General features: G+C 54.6%; 11 protein-coding genes. 8 read left to right on the top strand and 3 right to left on the bottom strand.

Annotated features, from left to right (window positions below; genetic code table 11):
• Window positions 1-190 precede the first annotated feature (190 nt).
• The 3 genes from pnp to F1728_RS29615 all read right to left on the bottom strand — a co-directional run bounded on the left by pnp (window position 191) and on the right by F1728_RS29615 (window position 5,283).
• On the bottom strand, window positions 191-2,326 hold the full coding sequence (gene pnp, locus F1728_RS29625; protein ID WP_155367021.1) for a polyribonucleotide nucleotidyltransferase: 2,136 nt from the start codon (window positions 2,324-2,326) through the stop codon (window positions 191-193).
• A gap of 55 nt (window positions 2,327-2,381) precedes the next feature.
• On the bottom strand, window positions 2,382-2,651 hold the full coding sequence (gene rpsO / locus F1728_RS29620; RefSeq protein ID WP_145041487.1) for a 30S ribosomal protein S15: 270 nt from the start codon (window positions 2,649-2,651) through the stop codon (window positions 2,382-2,384).
• A 310-nt stretch (window positions 2,652-2,961) separates the two neighbouring features.
• On the bottom strand, window positions 2,962-5,283 hold the full coding sequence (locus F1728_RS29615; RefSeq protein WP_155367020.1) for an NfeD family protein: 2,322 nt from the start codon (window positions 5,281-5,283) through the stop codon (window positions 2,962-2,964).
• Between the two features lie 449 nt (window positions 5,284-5,732).
• On the opposite strand from F1728_RS29615, the gene F1728_RS29610 reads away from it, so the two are divergent.
• The 8 genes from F1728_RS29610 (at window position 5,733) to F1728_RS29575 (ending at window position 19,081) form a co-directional block, all read left to right on the top strand.
• Complete coding sequence (locus F1728_RS29610; RefSeq protein WP_155367019.1) at window positions 5,733-10,304, top strand: DEAD/DEAH box helicase; 4,572 nt, start codon at window positions 5,733-5,735, stop codon at window positions 10,302-10,304.
• Between the two features lie 39 nt (window positions 10,305-10,343).
• Entirely contained in the window at window positions 10,344-13,295 is a 2,952-nt protein-coding gene (locus F1728_RS29605; protein WP_155367018.1) for a tetratricopeptide repeat protein, read from the top strand.
• A gap of 164 nt (window positions 13,296-13,459) precedes the next feature.
• Complete coding sequence (locus F1728_RS29600; protein ID WP_155367525.1) at window positions 13,460-13,726, top strand: MazG nucleotide pyrophosphohydrolase domain-containing protein; 267 nt, start codon at window positions 13,460-13,462, stop codon at window positions 13,724-13,726.
• A 146-nt stretch (window positions 13,727-13,872) separates the two neighbouring features.
• The gene (locus F1728_RS29595; protein WP_155367017.1) at window positions 13,873-15,651 is read left to right on the top strand and encodes a HEAT repeat domain-containing protein; all 1,779 of its coding nucleotides are present in this window, start codon (window positions 13,873-13,875) and stop codon (window positions 15,649-15,651) included.
• Window positions 15,652-15,686: 35 nt separating this feature from the next.
• Window positions 15,687-16,586 (top strand): hypothetical protein, encoded by a 900-nt coding sequence (locus F1728_RS29590; RefSeq protein ID WP_155367016.1) that lies wholly within the window; start codon window positions 15,687-15,689, stop codon window positions 16,584-16,586.
• Between the two features lie 20 nt (window positions 16,587-16,606).
• The gene (locus F1728_RS29585; protein WP_145041493.1) at window positions 16,607-17,263 is read left to right on the top strand and encodes a MotA/TolQ/ExbB proton channel family protein; all 657 of its coding nucleotides are present in this window, start codon (window positions 16,607-16,609) and stop codon (window positions 17,261-17,263) included.
• Window positions 17,264-17,283: 20 nt separating this feature from the next.
• Window positions 17,284-17,760: an ExbD/TolR family protein gene (locus F1728_RS29580; RefSeq protein WP_155367015.1), complete on the top strand. Its 477-nt coding sequence runs from the start codon at window positions 17,284-17,286 to the stop codon at window positions 17,758-17,760.
• Window positions 17,761-17,860: 100 nt separating this feature from the next.
• Window positions 17,861-19,081 (top strand): ExbD/TolR family protein, encoded by a 1,221-nt coding sequence (locus tag F1728_RS29575; protein ID WP_155367014.1) that lies wholly within the window; start codon window positions 17,861-17,863, stop codon window positions 19,079-19,081.
• Window positions 19,082-19,131 lie beyond the last annotated feature (50 nt).

The following is a 19,131-nucleotide window of genomic DNA, read 5'->3' as shown; positions in this document are numbered from 1 at the left end:
CTGCTGTTTCAAAAATAAAACGATGAAGTCATCTCAAATCGAGCTCCTTCATCGTTTTATATTTATCTCAGATCAAAAGAGTGACTGAGCCATTGTCTGTCAGACCTGGAATGACGGGGTTTTCAGCAGTTCAACACTCGCTGGTGTGAGTTTGCTTTGAACCCCGGTCAATTCAGGTGATCGATGGCCCTTACTCTTCTTCCGCTGCAACAGCGTCGCCATTTCCTTCCGCAGCAGCCTGTTCAGCCAGAACGGCTTTGCGGGAGAGTTTGACGCGGTTCTGATCATCAACGGCGATGACCTTCACCTGCAGACGGTCGCCCATTTTACAGATGTCACTGACCGATTTCACGAACCCATCCGACAGTTCGCTGATGTGGCAGAGACCATCTTTACCAGGAGCAATCTCAATGAATGCACCGAATTCTTTGATCGAACTGACCACACCATCGTAAATCCGTCCGACGCGAATCTCTTCGGTCAAAGCTTCGATGTGAGCCAGAGCTTTCTCAACGATTTCTACATTGCCACCAGAGATGGTAACGGTTCCGTCGTCCTGAATGTCGATGGTCGCACCAGTGTCTTCCTGGATCGCACGGATTGTCTTACCACCCGGACCGATGAGCAGACCAATCTTTTCAGGATTGATCTTGGTCTGGTGCAGACGTGGTGCGTAGGCAGAGATTTCTGCCCGAGGACGACGAATGGCGGTAAGCATGGTTCGCAGCAGTTCCAGACGGGCCTTTTTGGCGGCTTCCAGAGTTGCTTTGATAATATCTTCACCAATACCATCATTTTTCAGGTCGAGCTGAATCCCGGTAATCCCTTTCTGGGTACCGGCGACTTTGAAGTCCATATCGCAGAAGTGGTCTTCATCGCCGATGATGTCGGTCAGAACTTTGAAGTCGTCTCCCTGAGTCACCAGGCCGATTGAGATCCCGGCAACAGGCTGACGCAGCGGGACACCAGCGTCCATCAGCGAGAGAGTCGCCGAACAGACAGAGGCCATCGAGCTACTACCGTTGGATTCCAGAATATCGGAGATCACGCGGATGGTGTAAGGGAAGTCTTCTTCGCTGGGCAGTACTGGTGCAACGGAACGTTCTGCCAGACAGCCGTGACCAATTTCACGACGTCCTGGTCCACGAATCGGGCGACATTCACCCACGGAGAACGAAGGGAAGTAGTAGTGCAGCATGAACCGCTGCAGTTCTTCTTCAAACAGACCATCAACCCGCTGCTGGTCACGCGATGTACCCAGGGTAACGGTTGCCATGGACTGAGTTTCGCCACGAGTGAAGACGGCAGAACCATGCACGCGAGGGAGTGTCGATGTCTCACAGGCGACATCCCGCAGCTGATCGGGAGTACGACCGTCAAGACGACGACCGCTCATTGCCAGTTCGCGAACGGCCCGTTGTTCCAGATCATGGAAGGCTTCTTCGAACTGAGCGCGAGTTGCGCCGTCTGCGGTTTCTTTTGCTTCTTCGGGGAAGAACTTTTCTACCAGTTCGTTGTGAATGACTTTGGTGCCTTCACGACGTTCTGCTTTGACCGTGCTCTGCATGGCAGCGGCCAGTTTCTGGTAGATGGGATCATCCAGTTTCGCGATGAAGGGATTTTCCGGAGGTGCTTCGTATTCGAAGGGCTCAACACCGGCCTTTTCACGCAGTTCCAGTTGCAGATCAATGATCTTCTTCAGCTCGGAATGAGCGTGCATGATTGCTGCAGACATCTCGTCTTCAGGAATCTGGCTTCCGAAACCTTCGATCATCAGAACCGATTTGCTTGAGCCGGCAACGATCAGATCCAGGTCGCTTTCAGCGATCTGTTCCCGAGTCGGCAAGGTAATCAGTTCGCCATTGATGCGTCCCAGGCGAACGGCGGCGATTGGTCCCTGGAAGGGAACCGGAGAGAGGCACAGTGCCGCACTGGCCGCGTTGATTGACAGCACGTCAGGATCGTTAAATCCATCGCAGGACATGACGTTAGACATGACCTGCAGTTCATCTTTAAATTCTTTGGGAAACAGGGGACGAATCGGACGATCGGTCAAGCGTGCCGTCAGGATTTCCTTGGTGGTAGGACGTCCTTCCCGTTTCAAAAATCCACCGGGGAACTTGCCTGCAGCAGCAGCCCGTTCCCGATAATCAACTGTCAGAGGGAAAAAGTCAGTTCCCTCTCTTGCAGGGCCCGTCGCCGTTGCGACAAAGACGACAGTTTCACCATACTGAATAAGAACAGACCCTGCGGCCTGCTTCGCTAACTGACCAGTTGTAAGACTAAGTTTCTGTCCGCCAACCTCACATTCAACAACTACTTTCACAATAATTTCCTAATTCTTTTCCGACAAACCGACAAAGATCAGCGAACAACCGAAATTACTTTCGGATATTCAGCCGATCGAGAATTTCCCTATAGCTTTCTGCATTCTTTTTGTGCAAATAATCCAGCAGACCACGGCGGCGGCTGACCATCTGCAGCAGGCCACGACGACTCGCGTGATCTTTCACGTTGGACCGGAGGTGCTCGGTTAAATTTACAATCCGTTCGGTAAGCACAGCAATCTGCACTTCAGCAGATCCGGTATCCCCTTGTTTCGACTGATACTCTTGAATCAATTCTGCTCTTCGTTCCTGAGTGACTGACATTCTTTCACTTAAACCTTTACAACTAACAACTTGACAAACAGAGAAGATCGGGGACTTCCCCATGCAAAGACAGCCACTACGATCCTTGTCTGGACTTTCTGAGACGGGTAATGGCGAGAGAAAACAAAGCTATTACGCTAGCTTTCAGGGTATTTAAGGTACTTAATGTAGCAATTTGAATAGATTATTCAATGGATACGCTAGACGGTTTATAAAAACGTTTCTGAATCAATTTAAACCGTCAGCATACCCTGACAACCGGAAAAGCATACACATAAGCCCACTGCCCCACACAAGAGTCCGCATCACCCTAAGCGGTTTCCTCATCGGAACTTACTTCACGCACCACAATTTCATTCCCTTGAATCTGGGCAATTTCGACCGGTATCCCGACCTGGATATAGGGGCCTTCGCTGATCACATCGATCCAGACTCCATCAATTTCGACCCGTCCTGCGGGTCGTAAAACGGATGTGGTCACCCCCTGCATGCCCACTTTTAACTCCAGTCCGTGGCGCTGGACACTGTCAAAGTTGCCGAGCAGTTCGGGGTCCAGGCGGATCTCGTGACCGCCTGGACGCTGATTGTCGCCCGGCGGTGCGAGAATAATCGAACTCATCAGCCGTGACTCGGGCAGAAACCGATTCAGAATCAACGCCAGCACAATAACCGTCACCAGGGAGGCACTCATGGTGCCGACGGTGTTGGTCATGTTGGTGAAATCAGAACCGGGACGCAGTGTATTGAAATCCCCGAAGGTCTGGCTGGCTAAAATGATCGAAGAGACGATCAGCAACCCTCCGGAAACGCCGAAGATCCCGAAACCGGGAATGACGAAGATCTCCATCAGAATGCAGATCATGCCGATCACGAACAGGACGATCTCGAGGTATCCAGCAGTCCCTCCCAGGAATTTGCTCCAGAAAAACAAGCCGAAACAGACGGCTGACATAATTCCGAACATCCCAGTCAGCGTGTAGAGTTCGAGGTAGATGAACAGGGCTCCCATAAAGAATAGCAGAAAGGTCACCGCTCCCGTGTTAAGGTAAAAAACGAGGGTGTCGACCCAGGTGCGCCCGACCGCTTTCAAGTTGACACCAGCGGCGATTCCCAGGCGCTGCTTGAGTTCATCCATTTCACGTACGGGAGGCTCTGCGAGTTTGAGTTCGTGAGCCCGAACGCCGTTGACGGTCAACAGGTTGCCCTTTTTCGACTCGGGAATCATCGGGCCTTTGATCCATTCCCCGTTCGATTCATGAATTTCGGTATCGGACATGAACCAGAGCTGACCGGTTTTGCTGTTGGTGACTTCAAAGACTTCCAGGTCTTTATCCATCATCGCTTCACAAACCGCCGGCGGCCGGCCTTTCTTTTCTGCGAGATCCCGAATCGTCACTCGAATCGGGCTCAGAATTTTTTCCGGTACGAATTCGAACTGCCCATTTTTATTCTCATGCATGACCCCCGCATCGCCAATCTGCCCGTTGGGTTTGAGAAAAATCTCATCACAGCCCAGGGCAATAATCGCGGCACTGCTCATGGCACGATCGGGGATATAGGCGACAGTACGAACCTTACTGGATTCGAGATCGGCAATGCGGTTTGCCAGATTCATCCCGGAAAGCAGGTATCCACCGCCAGAATCGATTTCAAACACCAGCATATTGGCCCCGGAGTTGACAGCCCGATTGATCTGCCGTTCGATGAACGTTTCCAGAATAGGTGAAATCATCCCGTCGACCTTGATCAACATTACTTTTGGCGCTTCTCCCACCGTCGGATCGTCGCGCAGCTTTTCCCGCGGAATGCCGTAGAATTCGGAAAGATCTCCCCGGGAATGGGCCAGTTGCTGGACCAGCACATCGACGGCCCGGGCTTTGCTGCCCGAAAAAACGCCCAGCGAACCGACTTCTTTGATGGTTTCCACATCGGTGATCACGGCCTGATTGTCCCGCAATCGCTTCAGTTCCTCGGGAGTGACCACCCGCGATTCGACCTGCTTATTCTTACCTTCGCCCTGCTGGATTTTCACTTTCAGGACGGCCTGCTGCGGATCCATCATGCCCAGAGCCAGTGCCCGGCTCAGCTTGGGATTGTGACGTTTTTCCACGATCGAGAGCACAAACTGCTGTTCGTCCCGATCCAGTGCTTTACCGTATCCGATGTCGCCCAGTTCTGCATCGGGGTGCATCACGATTTCATCACAGGCAAGTGCCAGAACCACGTTATTACCTATGACCGTCTCCGGGATCCAGGCAATTGTTTTCAAGCTGGATAATTTAGACGAGGCCAGAAATTTCGCCAGTCCCTGCACCTGGTGAAAGGGGCTCGAACCGGGTGTGATTTTAAGCACCAGATAGCCGGTCTCTCCGGCTTGAGCAGCTTCGTTCTGCAGTGCCAGGGCGGCATTGGTCACGCGTCCGTAGGTGACCTCACCCACGGGACTTTCGATTGACATGAACTGCGCGGGTATCGATGGAGGCCCGTCGGGCTCTGCTTTCTTCGCAGGTGGATCCGCTGGTTTATCGGATTTGGGAGCCTGTTTGGCAGGATCAGCCTGGAGCGCAGAATTTCCGTTAAGCACTAAAAGTCCCAGAATCAAGGCCAGGAACATCTGGTTGACGTGTTTCATGATGTGACTTTCAATCAGGTCTGAACTGCAAAGGCTGAAAACAAAATCGCGTTCTCAGTTGTCGGCCTCAAGATGGGACAGCGCCCCGGCTCTACTACTATAATGAGTTTCGGAAGAGGGGGTGTACTCATTTAACGGTATTTTATCCCACAGGGATCATTTCCTGCACAAAAATTATAGATGATTTTCACATTCGAAATAAGGCCCTGCTTTTCATTCCAGCCCGAACAGAATGAATCTTCACAAATCGTGGCGTTTCTCTATAGACAGATGGGAGACACTTCATGTTCATCGTAAAAGCCTCGATTACGTTCACTGTTGAGAGACGCGCGTGTCTCAACAATCCTGACCTGTGAAACCGTAAGAATTTCGGAGAAAACAGGTTAAATTTTCAGCGGCCACTCCTTACAATACAGGGACGAATCGTATCAGCACCCTAAAGGGCAACCATGTCATTCTACGGCTATCACCCCATCATCGAAAAGTGGTTTCGCAAACGCTTTGCGGGCCCTACCGAACCGCAGCAGCAGGGCTGGCCCTGCATCAACCGGGGTGAGCACACACTGATTTCCGCCCCCACCGGGAGTGGCAAGACATTGACGGCGTTTCTTTCAGTGATCGATCGCATCGTGAAACGCTCACTGGAAGGCGACCTGGATGATGAGACCGTGGTCGTTTACGTCTCCCCGTTACGGGCGCTCTCCAATGACATGCATCGCAACCTGACCGAGCCGCTGGAAGAAATTTCCGCACTGCTCGAAGAAGAAGGCTACCTGTTCACGCCGATTCGCATCGGACTGCGCACCGGCGACACCCCTTCCTCACAGCGGTCTGCGCTAGTCCGGCGTCCGCCCCATATTCTGGTGACGACTCCTGAATCGCTGTACCTGATGCTGACCGGCACTAAAAGCCGGGAGACTTTGAAAACCGTCGAAACTGTAATCGTCGACGAAATCCATGCCCTGCTCCGCGACAAGCGGGGATCGCACTGGTCGTTGACCCTCGAACGACTCGAAACACTGGTCGAGCATCCGTTGCAGCGGATTGGGCTGTCAGCGACGCAGAAGCCACTGGAACGGGTGGCGCAATATCTGGTAGGAAACCGTCCCGAGATTGAGATCACGAGTTCTGCTCCCCCGGCACAGGAGAGTGCTCACCCCGAGCAGACCTGCCGGATTGTGAATATCGGCCACTCCCGCACACTGGATGTGGCGATCCAGGTCCCCCCTTCGGAACTGAGTGCGATCTGCACTCACGAACAATGGGCGGAAGTGCTGGACCAGATCGTCGCGTTGATTGAATCTCATCACAGCACGCTGATCTTTGTCAACACACGGCGTCTGGCCGAACGGATTACCCATCAGCTGACCGAGCGACTGGGAGAAGAAGTCGTCGGCAGCCATCACGGCTCGTTGTCCGCCAAAATCCGGCATCGTACCGAACAGAAGCTGAAAACGGGGGAACTGAAGGCGGTCATCGCCACCGCTTCACTGGAGCTGGGGATCGACGTCGGCTACATCGACCTGGTGGTACAGATTGGTTCGCCACGGGGCATCGCGACCTTCCTGCAGCGGATCGGTCGCTCGGGGCACTCGCTGGGACTGGTGCCCAAAGGACGGATCTTCGCGCTCTCCCGCGATGAATTAATGGAAAGCATGGCCCTGGTTCGGTCGATCAAGCAGGGAATCCTGGATACGGTCCGTATGCCGGAAGCCCCGATCGATATTCTGGCCCAGCAGATCGTGGCGGAAGTCTCCAGCCAGGAATGGAACATCGAGGAGCTGTTTGCGGCAGTTACACGTTCGTATTCCTATCGCAATCTGAAGCGGAACGACTTCGACAGCACGATTCAGTTTCTGAGTGAAGGCATCAGCAGCACAGCCGGCCGCAGTCGCGTCTACTTGCACCACGATCAGGTACAGAAGCGGGTCCGCAGTCGTAAGAATGCGCGGCTCGTCTCCACCATGAACGGCGGTGCGATTCCGGAAATTGCCTCGTACCGTGTCGTCACCGAAGACGATCAGACGGTGGTCGGATCGGTGGACGAAGAATTCGCCGTGGAAAGCATGGCCGGGGACGTCTTCCTGCTGGGCAACACGTCCTGGCAGATCCGCTATGTACGTGGCGGCGATGTGACTGTGGTGGATGCCCACGGTGCGCCGCCGTCAATTCCCTTCTGGTTTGGTGAAGCACCGGGACGTTCGCTGGAGCTATCGACCGAGATCTCGCATCTGCGGGAAGAACTTTCGCAGCGGATTGAAGATCCCGAACAGGCGATTTTATGGCTGACGACCGAATGCAATGTTGATGAATGGGCGGCCAAGCAGACGGTGGAATACATTCAGGCTCAGAAAGCGGCCCTGGGAATGGTGCCCACGCAGAAACGAATTGTCTTCGAGCGGTTCTTTGATGAATCCGGGGGTATGCAGCTGGTGATTCACGCCCCTTTTGGTGGCGACATCAACCGGGCCTGGGGTTATACGATGCGCAAGCGGTTCTGCCGCTCCTACAACTTTGAGCTGCAGGCGACCGCCGACGATAACGGCATCATTCTCTCGCTCGGGCCGCAGCATAGCTTTCCGCTGGAAAGTCTGTTTTCGATGCTCAATACCAGCAACGTGCAACAGCTGTCCGAACAGGCGATTCTGGATCATCCCATGTTCCATGTCCGCTGGCGGTGGAATGTGACGCGCTCCCTGCTCGTCTCCCGCATGCAGAACGGAAAAAAAGTTCCGCCTCCGCTGCAACGGTTTCGCGCCGAAGACCTGCTGACCGCCGTCTTCCCCCGACTGACCGGCTGTCCGGAAAACGAGATCGGCGAGATTGTCCGCCCTGATCATATTCTCGTCGACCAGACACTCTACGACTGCCTTAACGAACAACTCGATATCGACGGACTCAAACAGGTCTTACTGGAAATTGAGCAGGACCAGATCAAGCTGATCCCCCGGGATACCCGGGAGCCGTCCCCCTTTTGTTATGAGCTATTGGATTCCAGCCCGTACACCTTCCTGGACGGGGGCGAAGCCCAGGAACGACGCGCCCGAGCCGTGGCAACGCGGCACACACTGTCTGTGGAAAGTGTGGAAGACCTGGGAAGATTGTCGCCCGAGGCAATCGCGCAGGTCTGCCAGGAAGCGCAGCCCCTGGTTCGCAATGCAGACGAATTCCACGATGTCCTGCTGGGGCGGATTCATCTCCCCATCCACCAGTGTCCCGACTGGGCCGACTGGTATCGGGAACTCGAAGCCACAGGACGCGCGACGACTCTCACACGTGCGACTGACGATACAATTCCAAGTTGGGTAGCGACCGAACGACTGCCCGCGGCCCTGGCTGCTTTCCCCGATTCCACACATGCACCGGCAGTCGAAGTTCCTGCAGGCGTGCAGCAGGAATGGGAGTCGACCGAGGCCCGCACGGCCATCATTCGAGGACTGCTGGATACCTGCGGTCCCCTGTCGGTGGCGGAGCTTGCGGACCTGGCTGGCATGACCGAATCGCAAACCGAAGCGGCCCTGTATGCACTCGAAGGCGAAGGCTCTGCCATGCAGGGTTACTTTCGCGTGAAAGATCCAAACTGGGATCAGAGTGTAGATGAGGGTCAGGAGCAAGCGGAAGTTAAAGAGTCAGACAACGTCGTCCCGCCCAAAGAATGGTGTCATCGCCGGCTGCTGTCCCGCATTCATCGTCTGACGCTGCAGGGACTAAGGGCCCAGGTACAGCCTGTTGATCCCAGTGTGTTTATTCGTTATCTCACGCATCATCATGGACTGGCTGGCGGCGAGAAACGGACCGGCACGAATGGTCTGTTCGAAGTACTCTCGATGCTGCAGGGGATCGACATCCCGGCGATCTGCTGGGAACGGGATATCCTGCCGGCACGTCTTTCGAATTATCAGAGCAGTCAGTTGGACGAACTCTGTTTCACCGGTGAGATTGGCTGGGGGCGACTCTATCCTCCCAAGCGCAACCCGGATCAGGGGAAACCGATGACCGGCATCACCCGCAATGCGCCGGTGTCGTTCTTTCTCCGCGAGGATATTCCCTGGCTAACCTGTTTCAACCCGGTGCAGTCAGAGAGCGAATCAGAAGAATCCTGCCTGAGCAGCCCGGCACAGGAAGTACAGGAACTGTTGACTCAGCGGGGCGCCCTGTTTGCCACCGATCTGATGACAGCGACCGAGTCACTCCCCTCGCAGATTGCTGATTCATTAGGCGAACTGATTGCCCGCGGACTGGTCACTTCAGACAGTTTTTCCGGTATGCGACAGTTTACACAGGACCGCTCTACACAGAAGCGGCGTTCCTCACGGAAATCGCGGATCGGTCTGGTCCGCAAACGTTCGACTCCCAACAACACCGGACGCTGGTCCAGTTGGCGACGCGAGCCCGAGGAACCAATTGAAGAACGGGGACTTAAGCATTACGAAAATGTCGAACAGTGGGCGTGGCAGCTGCTCAGGCGGTGGGGCGTGGTATTCCGCGACCTGCTGATTAGGGAGCCCGGTGCGCCGCGGTGGTTTGAACTGCTGCAGATCTTTCGTCGGCTGGAAGCCCGCGGTGAAATCCGCGGGGGTCGCTTTGTGACGGGCGTTGCCGGCGAGCAGTTTGCCATGTCGGGTACGATTCAGGAACTGAGAAAGTTACGGGACGATTCGGGCAGCGACGAACTCACGATCCTGTCCGCAGCCGACCCGCTGAACCTGGTGGGCATTCTGACCAAAGACGCACGCGTTCCCAGCACGGCTCACAATCGCCTTGCTTACTGGAACGGAAACCTGATCGCCTACTCGAAGAGCGAAGAACTGTTCCTGGTAACCAAAGTCAACGACAAAATTAAACGGGAACTCGTGCTCGGCTTCGGGCTCCCCCTGCCCGCAGGATCCAGTCCGGAACAGAACACGGTCGAAGACGAAACGGACTCCTCAGACGAGTTGCAGACAGTCGAAGCAACAGAAACCGAGAGCCCGGTTGAAGAGTCGATGCCACGAAAATCACCTCGCCCCTCATTTCTCTAAACGCAGGAATGTCCCGGGGATTTAAATACGGAAGAGCGCATGCGGAAATATGTCATCTACTTTGCCCTGATTTACCTGATCACAGGGCTGCTGCTCCCTGCTTCCCTGCCTGTCAGCCTTGTGCGTGCTGCGGAAACAGAGAAACCATCTGCGGTCGACGAACAGTTACAAACAGCATACGAGCACCTGCAGCATGGGCGGTACGCAGAGGCGCGTGAAGTTTATGCAGGGGTTGAGAAGAAGCTGGCTGACGTCTCTCCCCCAACCAGCGATGCGCACTGGAAGCTGATGCAGGGCCTGATGCGGATCGACCTGGAGACCGGTGACACGCCGGCTGCATTCCGTCGCCTGGAAACCGCACTGAAACAGGATCCGCGTCGTGCGGAACTGCAAGCCTGGGCCGCGAAGCTTTATTATGAGGCGGGCCAATATGAAAAGGCCGAAAAGCATGTCGCGATGGCGTTGACTCTGGATGCAGATCAACCGCGGGCGCATCTGATTCAGGCACACCTGCTCACCGAGGCGGGTAAGATTGAAGAAGCCAACGAAGCCTTCCGCTGGTTTGTCCGCTATTATAATCGTGCTCAGCCGGAAGATGCGGAGACGCTGCTGGTCATCGCGGACGGCGCAACGCAGTACGCACGCTGGAACAGCGTTTCACAGATCTTCAATTTCGTGGTCAACACGCTCTGTCCGGATGCCCTCAAAGACGATCCGCTGGTCTGGGAGGCGTCTTTCCTGAGCGGTTCCATCCTGCAGGAAAAGTACAATCGACCACAGTCAGCCGAAGAATTCCAGGCGGCACTGACAACGAATTCCCAGGCCGCGCCGGTTTACGTCGCACTGGCAGAGACCGCGGTTGAAATTCGCGAGTTCGATACCAGCAGCGAACTGCTGGAAAAGGCTCTCAAGATCAACCCGCGACTGCTCTCCGCCCTGTTGCTGAAATGCGATCTCGAGTTGATCAACGGACAGTACGCACAGGCACTGAAAACCGTTGCAGAAGCGGAAAAGGTCAACCCCCGCAGTCAGCTGGTGCTGGCACGGAAGGCGGCCTGCTTTCTGCTGCTGGATGGCGTTCCCACGACCGACGCACTCAAGCCCTTCTTCGACAATTCAGAAACGAAAACAAAACCAGCGGAAAAATCATCCCGGTTTACTCAGCTATTGACTGACCTGCTGGCTGAGAATCCCAAACCGGGCTACTTTCTGTTTGAGCTGGGGAATCTGCTCGAATTCAAACGGCAGTTCGCGTTTGCAGAGTTTGCTTACCTGAAAACCAGGGAACTGATGCCGCAACTTTCCGGTCCTCAGACATCCCTGGGAATGCTCTACATGCAGATGGGCCGGACAGATCTTGCTCAGGAAACCCTCAATGCTGCCTTCCAGGCCGACCCCTATCATGTGCGGGTCAGCAACATGCGCAAGGTTCTGGGCGTGCTGGAGTCTTACGGCTCGATCGTGACCGATCATTTTGTAATCCGCTATGATTCGAAAGCCGATTACATTCTCGGACAGTACATGGCCGACTATCTGGAAGAGATCTACCCGGAGATGGTAGCGCAGTTTGGATACGAACCGCCGGGCAAAACGCAGTTTGAGATCTACCATGACGCCAAAGGGCTCTCGGCCCATCAGTGGTTCAGTGCGCGGATGATCGGCCTGCCCTGGATTCAGACGATTGGAGCATCAACCGGCGCTGTCGTCGCGCTGACTTCTCCAACGGCCATGCAGGAGCCGTTCAACTGGGCCAGCGTTCTGAAACACGAACTGGTGCATGTCTTCACGTTACAGCAGACGAAGTACAAAATCCCGCACTGGTTTACCGAAGCCCTGGCTGTTCGCAGTGAGAATTCAGCTCGACCTCAGAAGTTCAATCAACTGCTGGTTGAACGGGTTCCTAAAAATGAAATCTACAGTCTGGATGAACTGGACGGCGTCTTCGTCCGTCCTAAATCGTCCTCAAACTGGAACTTCGCCTACTGCCAGAGCCTGCTCTGTGCTGACTTCATGGTGGCCGAGTTCGGAAACGACGCGCTGAAAAAGCTGCTGCTCTCCTATCAGGAGCAGGGATCGACGGCGACCGCCATTCAGGATTGCTTCGGGATCAGTCAGGATGAGTTTGAAAAACGTTACCATGCTTACCTCAAGAAGATTACCGCCTCGCTGAAGGGGTATCAGTCAGAGGAAGCAGATCTGAGCTTTCGTGAGCTTAAGAAGCAGTACGAAGCCAATCAGAGTGATCCGGATCTTGCGGGGAAATACGCATATCGCCTGCTCCGCCTGCGTAAGAAAGGGGAAGCCCGCAGCATTGCCAGGAAAGTACTGGAAACGCATCCGACTCAGGCCCAGGCGGCACTGACGATCGCGCAGCTGGAACTGCTATCCGAAGACCTGGACTCGGCACTCGACGTTCTCCAGAAACCGCTCTCTGTCAAAGCCCCAGACGTTGATGTGCTGAGTCTGGCCGGTAAGATCCTGCTGAAACAGACAAAGTTCGACGAAGCGCTGCCTGTTTACGAACAGGCTCATCAAACCTATCCTTACCAGACCGAATGGTTACAGGGGCTGTCGATTATTTATCAGCAACAGAAGAAAGAGAAACAGCTGCAGGAAACACTGCTGAAACTGGTGCATCTGGATCCCAACGATGAAACCAGTATGAAGCTGCTGATGGAGGGTTACCGAAAACAGGGTGACCTGGAACAGGCGCTGCGCTGGGGACAGGCAGCTTTACAGGTGGATGTACTGGATCCGGAAACGCATCAGCAGCTTTCCGAAATCGCTTTGAAGCTGGACCTAAAACCGGTTGCCATTCGCGAACTCAAGATGCTGCTGCACCTGCAGGAGGACAACGCTGAACAGCGTTACCTGCTTGCTAAAACACTGCTGGATGCAGGACAACGAGGGGCAGCCCGGACTGAGCTGGATCTGCTCCTAAAACAGAATCCCTCCCACGCCGAGGGGCTCAAACTGAAACAGAAACTGTAACACGCCCGACACGCATGGCGTTTGATGATCATCATTTGAACTGACGCAGACAAGGAACCATTGTGACCAACGACCTCCCCCCCGCTTCGGAAACTTCCTCGACAGACGCAAACCCGCGGAAACCCGGCTTAACGGTCTCCCAGTTCCAGGCGGTGATACATAAAATGTTTTTCGAGAAGGACCAGTCACGGGGGATCGAAGGCACGTTTATGTGGTTCATGGAAGAGGTCGGCGAACTCTCTTCTGCGCTGCGTGAAAACAACGATCCACAGAACCTGGAAGAAGAATTTGCTGATGTTCTGGCCTGGCTGGCGACCATGGCGAATGTGGCGGGCGTCGATCTGGAACAGGCCGTCAGTCGCAAATATGTCCAGGGATGTCCACGGTGCAATGAGGCAGTGTGTACTTGTGATCTCTCCTGGAAGCCCTGAATCGTAAATGTGAATATCGTAATGATTTGGGGCATAAAGATTGACACTGCTTTATATCTGAATTTAGACTGGAGAGATGCGGAGAAGTTTCGGCTTCTTTCTCCTGTCAGCAATATTCTCTCATCTCAGATTGCTAACGCATCAACATGGAAAATCATTGCGCCTTAATCAGACGGAATGCGAGCCCGCACCGTACCAGCCTGACTGGTACCTGGTGCCTGTGTGCTCTCCTTCTGCTCTCCTGCTTGGCCGATCGGGCAGCAGCGCAGCCTCCCCAGGCGGAGATTGACGCCGCCATCAAACGCGGAGTAGCGTTCCTCAAAAAGAAGCCCGACTATGGCCGTAGCGGCATGAATGCCTTTGTGGCATACACGCTGCTGAAAACGGGTGAATCCCCCGACTCCCCTTACATCCAGAACTGCCTGAAAAACATCATGGCAGATCATAACCAGAAGAATTCCGACGGCGAAATCGTTTATACTCCGGGCGGAGATTACAATTACACTGCCGGTGTACAGCTGATGGTGTTCGAAGCGATCAGCCCGGAAAAGTATCATAATGAAATCAAGACCACGGTTGATTTTCTGATCAGGACCCAGCAGCCAGCCGGCAGCTGGTATTATCCACAGCAGGAACCCAACAATGGCGACACCAGTATCACGCAGTATGCGATTCTGGGGCTCTGGGCTGCGGAACGGGCCGGGGTAATGATTCCCACCCGCGTCTGGGACAATGCCGCCCGCTGGCATCTGACAACCCAACTGCCTAATGGCGGATTTGGATATCATCCCGGGGGCAAGACAGACCGGGGTGCCAAACACACGATGGGTGTGGCGGGGACCGGCAGTATGTATGTAATTTCCCGCCAGCTGTATCCCAACGGACAGCCCCGCAGCGCGTCGACCACCGGTAAGGAAGGCGAGCCTAAAAAGAAATTCGGTTTCCTGGAAAAAGTGAACCTCACCGAAAAAGATAAAGAGGGTGAGGAGAACCTGTTCACTAAACCGACCATTGCCCTGTCAGCGCTTGAGACCGGCAAGACCCGGGGCGCAAACTGGGTCGTCAACAATTACAATTATCGTAACCCGACCGGCTGGCCTAATTACTACCTGTACGGGATCGAACGTCTGGCCGCCCTGGCCGATGCGAAAAAACTGGGGCCTCACGACTGGTACGCCGACGGTGCACGACACCTGTTGATGATGCAGTTGGAAGATGGGAGCTGGAAAGGCTCGGGAAATATCGATGCTGCAACCTGCCTGGCAATCATCTTCCTGGCCAAGGCAACCGTGAAAACCATTGACCGCAAGTATAAGCCCGATCCGGTAGGCTCCGGTCTGCTGGCCGGGGGACGGGGACTGCCCAAGAACCTGGCTGAGGTTCAGATGCGGAATGGTAAGGTGGAAAGCAAGACATTATCGGGAGATCTCAGCGAACTGCTGGCCCAGCTCGAAGATCCGGCAACTGCGGATCTGGACACAACCCAGGAAACACTGGTCGAAACAATTACCCTCGGGAACCGGGAAGATCTAATCAAACAGAAAGACCGGGTCCTGAAACTGATCGATGCCCGCTCCCCTGATGTCAGGCGGACTGCTGTCTGGGCACTGGCACGAACCAATGATTTTCGCATGGCCCCCTACCTGATTCGATCATTGAAAGATCCGGATCTGAGCGTGCGAATCGAGGCGCGGAACGGTCTCTGCACCCTCAGCCGTAAAATCCGGGGACTGGGGATGCCCGAAGATCCCCTGGCTGATGTGCCGGAAGACCTGACCAAAGAAGAACGCGTGATCATCGCCGATCAATGGGCCGATGAAGCCACCCGACGCTGGCAGAAATGGTACAACAGCGTGAAACCCTTTGATGAAAAATTCAACCTCTACGAAGTTCTCGACCAGCTCCCCAAGTCAAAGTCCAAATAACCACCAATAGAAAACTCAGAGGATACTTTAGTACGATGGCCCAGAGCACATCACAAACCGATCACCGTAAATCGCCGGTCATGCGGGTCACCCAGTATGACCAGGTGAGTTCATCGTTGATCGCAGTTGTGCTGGCGTTGATCGTGGCGGTCCTCTGGCTCTCGATTGTCTGGTTTACGAATCGCCTCCCCCAGACAGAAAACGAGGTCGCTTTGGAAATGGTGGACCTGGCGGGTGGAGCCGAGGATGGATCGCCGGATGAAGAGCTGCTGGTGGAATCCCCGGAAGACCCCGTGGATGATCCCTCACAGATCGACACGCCGACCGAAGAGAACCAGGTCGAGGAAATGCTGGACAGTGTAGTCGAACTGTCTGACAAGGCGACTCAGCAGGTACAGCAACAGATGCAGACCGATCTGACCAACTCCGGGAAAGTCGGTAGTGCCGCGGGTACGGGAAAGCGGGCCCTGGGTTTTGGTCCGGGCAAGAAGGGACTGCCCCGCGAACAGCGCTGGTTCATCAAGTTTTCCGACCGAGGGTCCATAATCGATTACGCCAGCCAGCTGGACTATTTCAAAATCGAGCTTGGCGCATTGCTGCGTAACGGCAAGATGGTCTATCTCTCAAATGTTTCCTCCGAAAAACCGACCAGCCGAACGGCCACTTCGGGTGAGGATGAGAAGCGACTGTATATGACCTGGCAGGGAGGCGAGCGTCGCACCAGTGACCTGAGCCTGTTCAAAAAAGCGGGTTACGATGTGACCGGGGCAATCCTGTTCCACTTCTACCCCAAAGAGGCCGAAAACCGACTCCTGCTCCTGGAGAAAAAATACCGAGATAAAAAATTCGACGAAATCCGGCGTACCTATTTTACAGTACGCGGTAATCGTGGCAGCTACGATTTTGAAGTGACCCGTCAAACTTATTTCCGATAACGAGTGCAAAGCAGGCATCCATGAACTACTCACTAGCTCCGATTTTAAACGCAGCCGGGATCGCCATCTATGTCGCCCTGGGGCTGACGGCCCTGTATGGCGTCTTCTGTGTGATTCTACTCGTCCGCCAGATCGCTCAGAAGCGATTCCTGACCCAGAACGCGGCCAATGAATTCCTCGACCAAGTCCATGAAGACATCGAACGGAAAGATTACGAAGCCGTCGTGAATCTCTGCGATTCGCCTCCTTACTGGAGCAAAGCGGTACCCCAGCTGATTCTGGTTGCCATGGCGAATATGGAACGCCCGGCCAAAAAGCTGCGACAGCTGCTCGCGGAGAAATTCGAACGGGACATTCTGGCCGACCTCGAATACCGCATGTCCTGGATCAGCACGATCGTCAAGAGTGCCCCGATGCTCGGGCTGCTGGGAACCGTGATCGGGATGATCAACGCCTTCGACAAGATCGGCAATATGCAGGAATCGGGGGGTGACCCGAGCCAGTTGGCAGGCGAGATCAGCTTCGCGCTGTTCACAACCGCCGCGGGTCTGTCGGTCGCGATTCCGCTGGTGATGGCCGGCGCTTTAATCCATGTTCGCATCGGTAAACTGCAAGACTCGGTGCAGGAACACACGGGTGAGTTTCTGGATATTCTGGAAGCCTCACGTAAGTCCTGAATCGAGAAGGTGACGGGCGCATGGCACGTAAAAAATCATTATTCAATTCTGACGATAGCGGCTGGAAGAAACGTCCCGCCTCCGGTGGAGGCGACGATCTGGACATCACTCCCATGATCGACGTGACCTTCCTGTTGCTCATCTTCTTCATGGTCACATCGACGATGCAGGCGACTCAGGACTCTGATGTTCCGATCGCTCGTCACGGCGTTGGTGTGGATACCCGCACATCTACGATTGTACTCGTCCATAATGACGGCAATGGTCTGAACGGCCAGAGTGTTGTCGAGATTAAAGAATCGGGCGGCTCCACTGAAGTCACCCTGGATGAACTGACCGCACGTGTCCGCGAACGGGTTCAGGGAGGTGTGATGGATGTCATTATTAAAGCAGACCGGAATGTGCCGCACGGGTTCGTCCAGGAAGTCACCCGGGCCGTCACCGATGTGGATGGTGTGAAGTTCTATATTGGGATTGAAGAGAAGAAAGACAGGTAATTATTTTCAGGTGGTGCATTGCCGCCAGCTGATATTTAAGACTGAATACTGAATTATGCCGATCAAGTTTTACTGTAAACACTGTGGCCAGAGATTGAGCGTGGCCAGCAAGAAAGCCGGGAAGAAAGTTGCCTGCCCGGCCTGCAAGGGTCGTATTACGATCCCAGTGGAGAGTGAAGCCCGGCGTACAGAGAAACCTACAGAGCCGAGCGAAACACCTCGCCAGAAATCATCCTCATCGACTAAGAAGCAAAAACCAGCCAAAGCCGCCCCTCCCACAGAAGCCATGCTGGATGCAGACCAGAACCAGTTCCTGGAAGACCTGGACGATATAGGTCCGCTGGGCGAGAGCTGGGATGAACTGCTGGATGGGGACTGGGACGCCGCCGCATCCGCAGAAACAGAAGAGCCAGCGATCGAAGAGGACGAATCGGCCCCTGAACCAGCGCCCCAGCCGGAGAAACAACCGACAAAAGCGAAGAGCTCGCCCCCACCGAAACCGGCGATTGAACCTGCTCCCGAACCCGAACCTGAGCCAGAGCCCTCTTCTCCTGTGGCACCAGCTGCAGAAACCGAAGTCACATCTGAAACGGCCCCTGAGCCCGAGACTTCTGAAGATGACGACCTGCTGGCGGCCTCGGAGTGGCTCGAAGAGATTGAATCGCCCGAAGCTGATGAAGACCTCGCGACAGAACCTGTTTCAGAGCGACCAGCCGAGTCTGTGCAAGACGACTCAGCGGAACTTGAGGAAGTTGCGACCACAGAGACAGAACCGGAAACAGAAACAGCTCCGGAGCCGGTAGTAGCATCTGCCCCCAGCCCCCGCTTTGTTGTGGAAGAGGAAGCAGACGACGAAGATGATGACGACGACGAAGGGTTTTCTATTCGCTCGGCCGAGTCGGAGTTTGAGGAGATGGATCTGACGCCGATGGTCGACGTGACCTTTCTGCTACTGATCTTCTTCATGATTACCGCTTCCTTCAGTCTGCAGAAAAGTATTCAGGTTCCGCCGCCCAATCCGGATGAAGACGGCGTTTCACAGTCGTTGCAGACGCTGGATGATTTCCGGGAGGAATCCATTATCGTTGAGATCGACAGTAATAACGGCATTTATGTCGATGACACCAAGCTGTCCAACCCTTCGGAGATCGTACAGGCGATCCTGGATCGACGTGATGAGGGGGGTAGACCCAAATCAGAACTCGTTCTCAGTGCACACAAAGCGGCGCGGCATGAGACGGTCGTTGCCGTTGTGGATGCGGCGAACGAAGTTGGCATGCAGAAAATCAGACTCGCATCGTACAAAGGACCTGATGACTGACGGCGTCTGTGATTTTGTCTTCACCGCGTTCTACAGTCCTGAAAAGATAA

The sequence above is a fragment of the Gimesia benthica genome (assembly GCF_009720525.1).
Classification (GTDB): Bacteria; Planctomycetota; Planctomycetia; order Planctomycetales; family Planctomycetaceae; genus Gimesia; species Gimesia benthica.
This window is presented reverse-complemented; position numbering and strand designations above follow the sequence as displayed.

Bases quoted from the DNA above. Each gene is read 5' to 3' on its own strand.
- F1728_RS29590 (WP_155367016.1), top strand. From the start codon at position 15,687: ATGGCCCAGAGCACATCACAAACCGATCACCGTAAATCGCCGGTCATG.
- F1728_RS29600 (WP_155367525.1), top strand. From the start codon at position 13,460: ATGTTTTTCGAGAAGGACCAGTCACGGGGGATCGAAGGCACGTTTATG.
- F1728_RS29580 (WP_155367015.1), top strand. From the start codon at position 17,284: ATGGCACGTAAAAAATCATTATTCAATTCTGACGATAGCGGCTGGAAG.
- F1728_RS29605 (WP_155367018.1), top strand. From the start codon at position 10,344: ATGCGGAAATATGTCATCTACTTTGCCCTGATTTACCTGATCACAGGG.
- F1728_RS29615 (WP_155367020.1), bottom strand. From the start codon at position 5,283: ATGAAACACGTCAACCAGATGTTCCTGGCCTTGATTCTGGGACTTTTA.
- F1728_RS29610 (WP_155367019.1), top strand. From the start codon at position 5,733: ATGTCATTCTACGGCTATCACCCCATCATCGAAAAGTGGTTTCGCAAA.
- F1728_RS29585 (WP_145041493.1), top strand. From the start codon at position 16,607: ATGAACTACTCACTAGCTCCGATTTTAAACGCAGCCGGGATCGCCATC.
- F1728_RS29595 (WP_155367017.1), top strand. From the start codon at position 13,873: ATGGAAAATCATTGCGCCTTAATCAGACGGAATGCGAGCCCGCACCGT.
- rpsO (WP_145041487.1), bottom strand. From the start codon at position 2,651: ATGTCAGTCACTCAGGAACGAAGAGCAGAATTGATTCAAGAGTATCAG.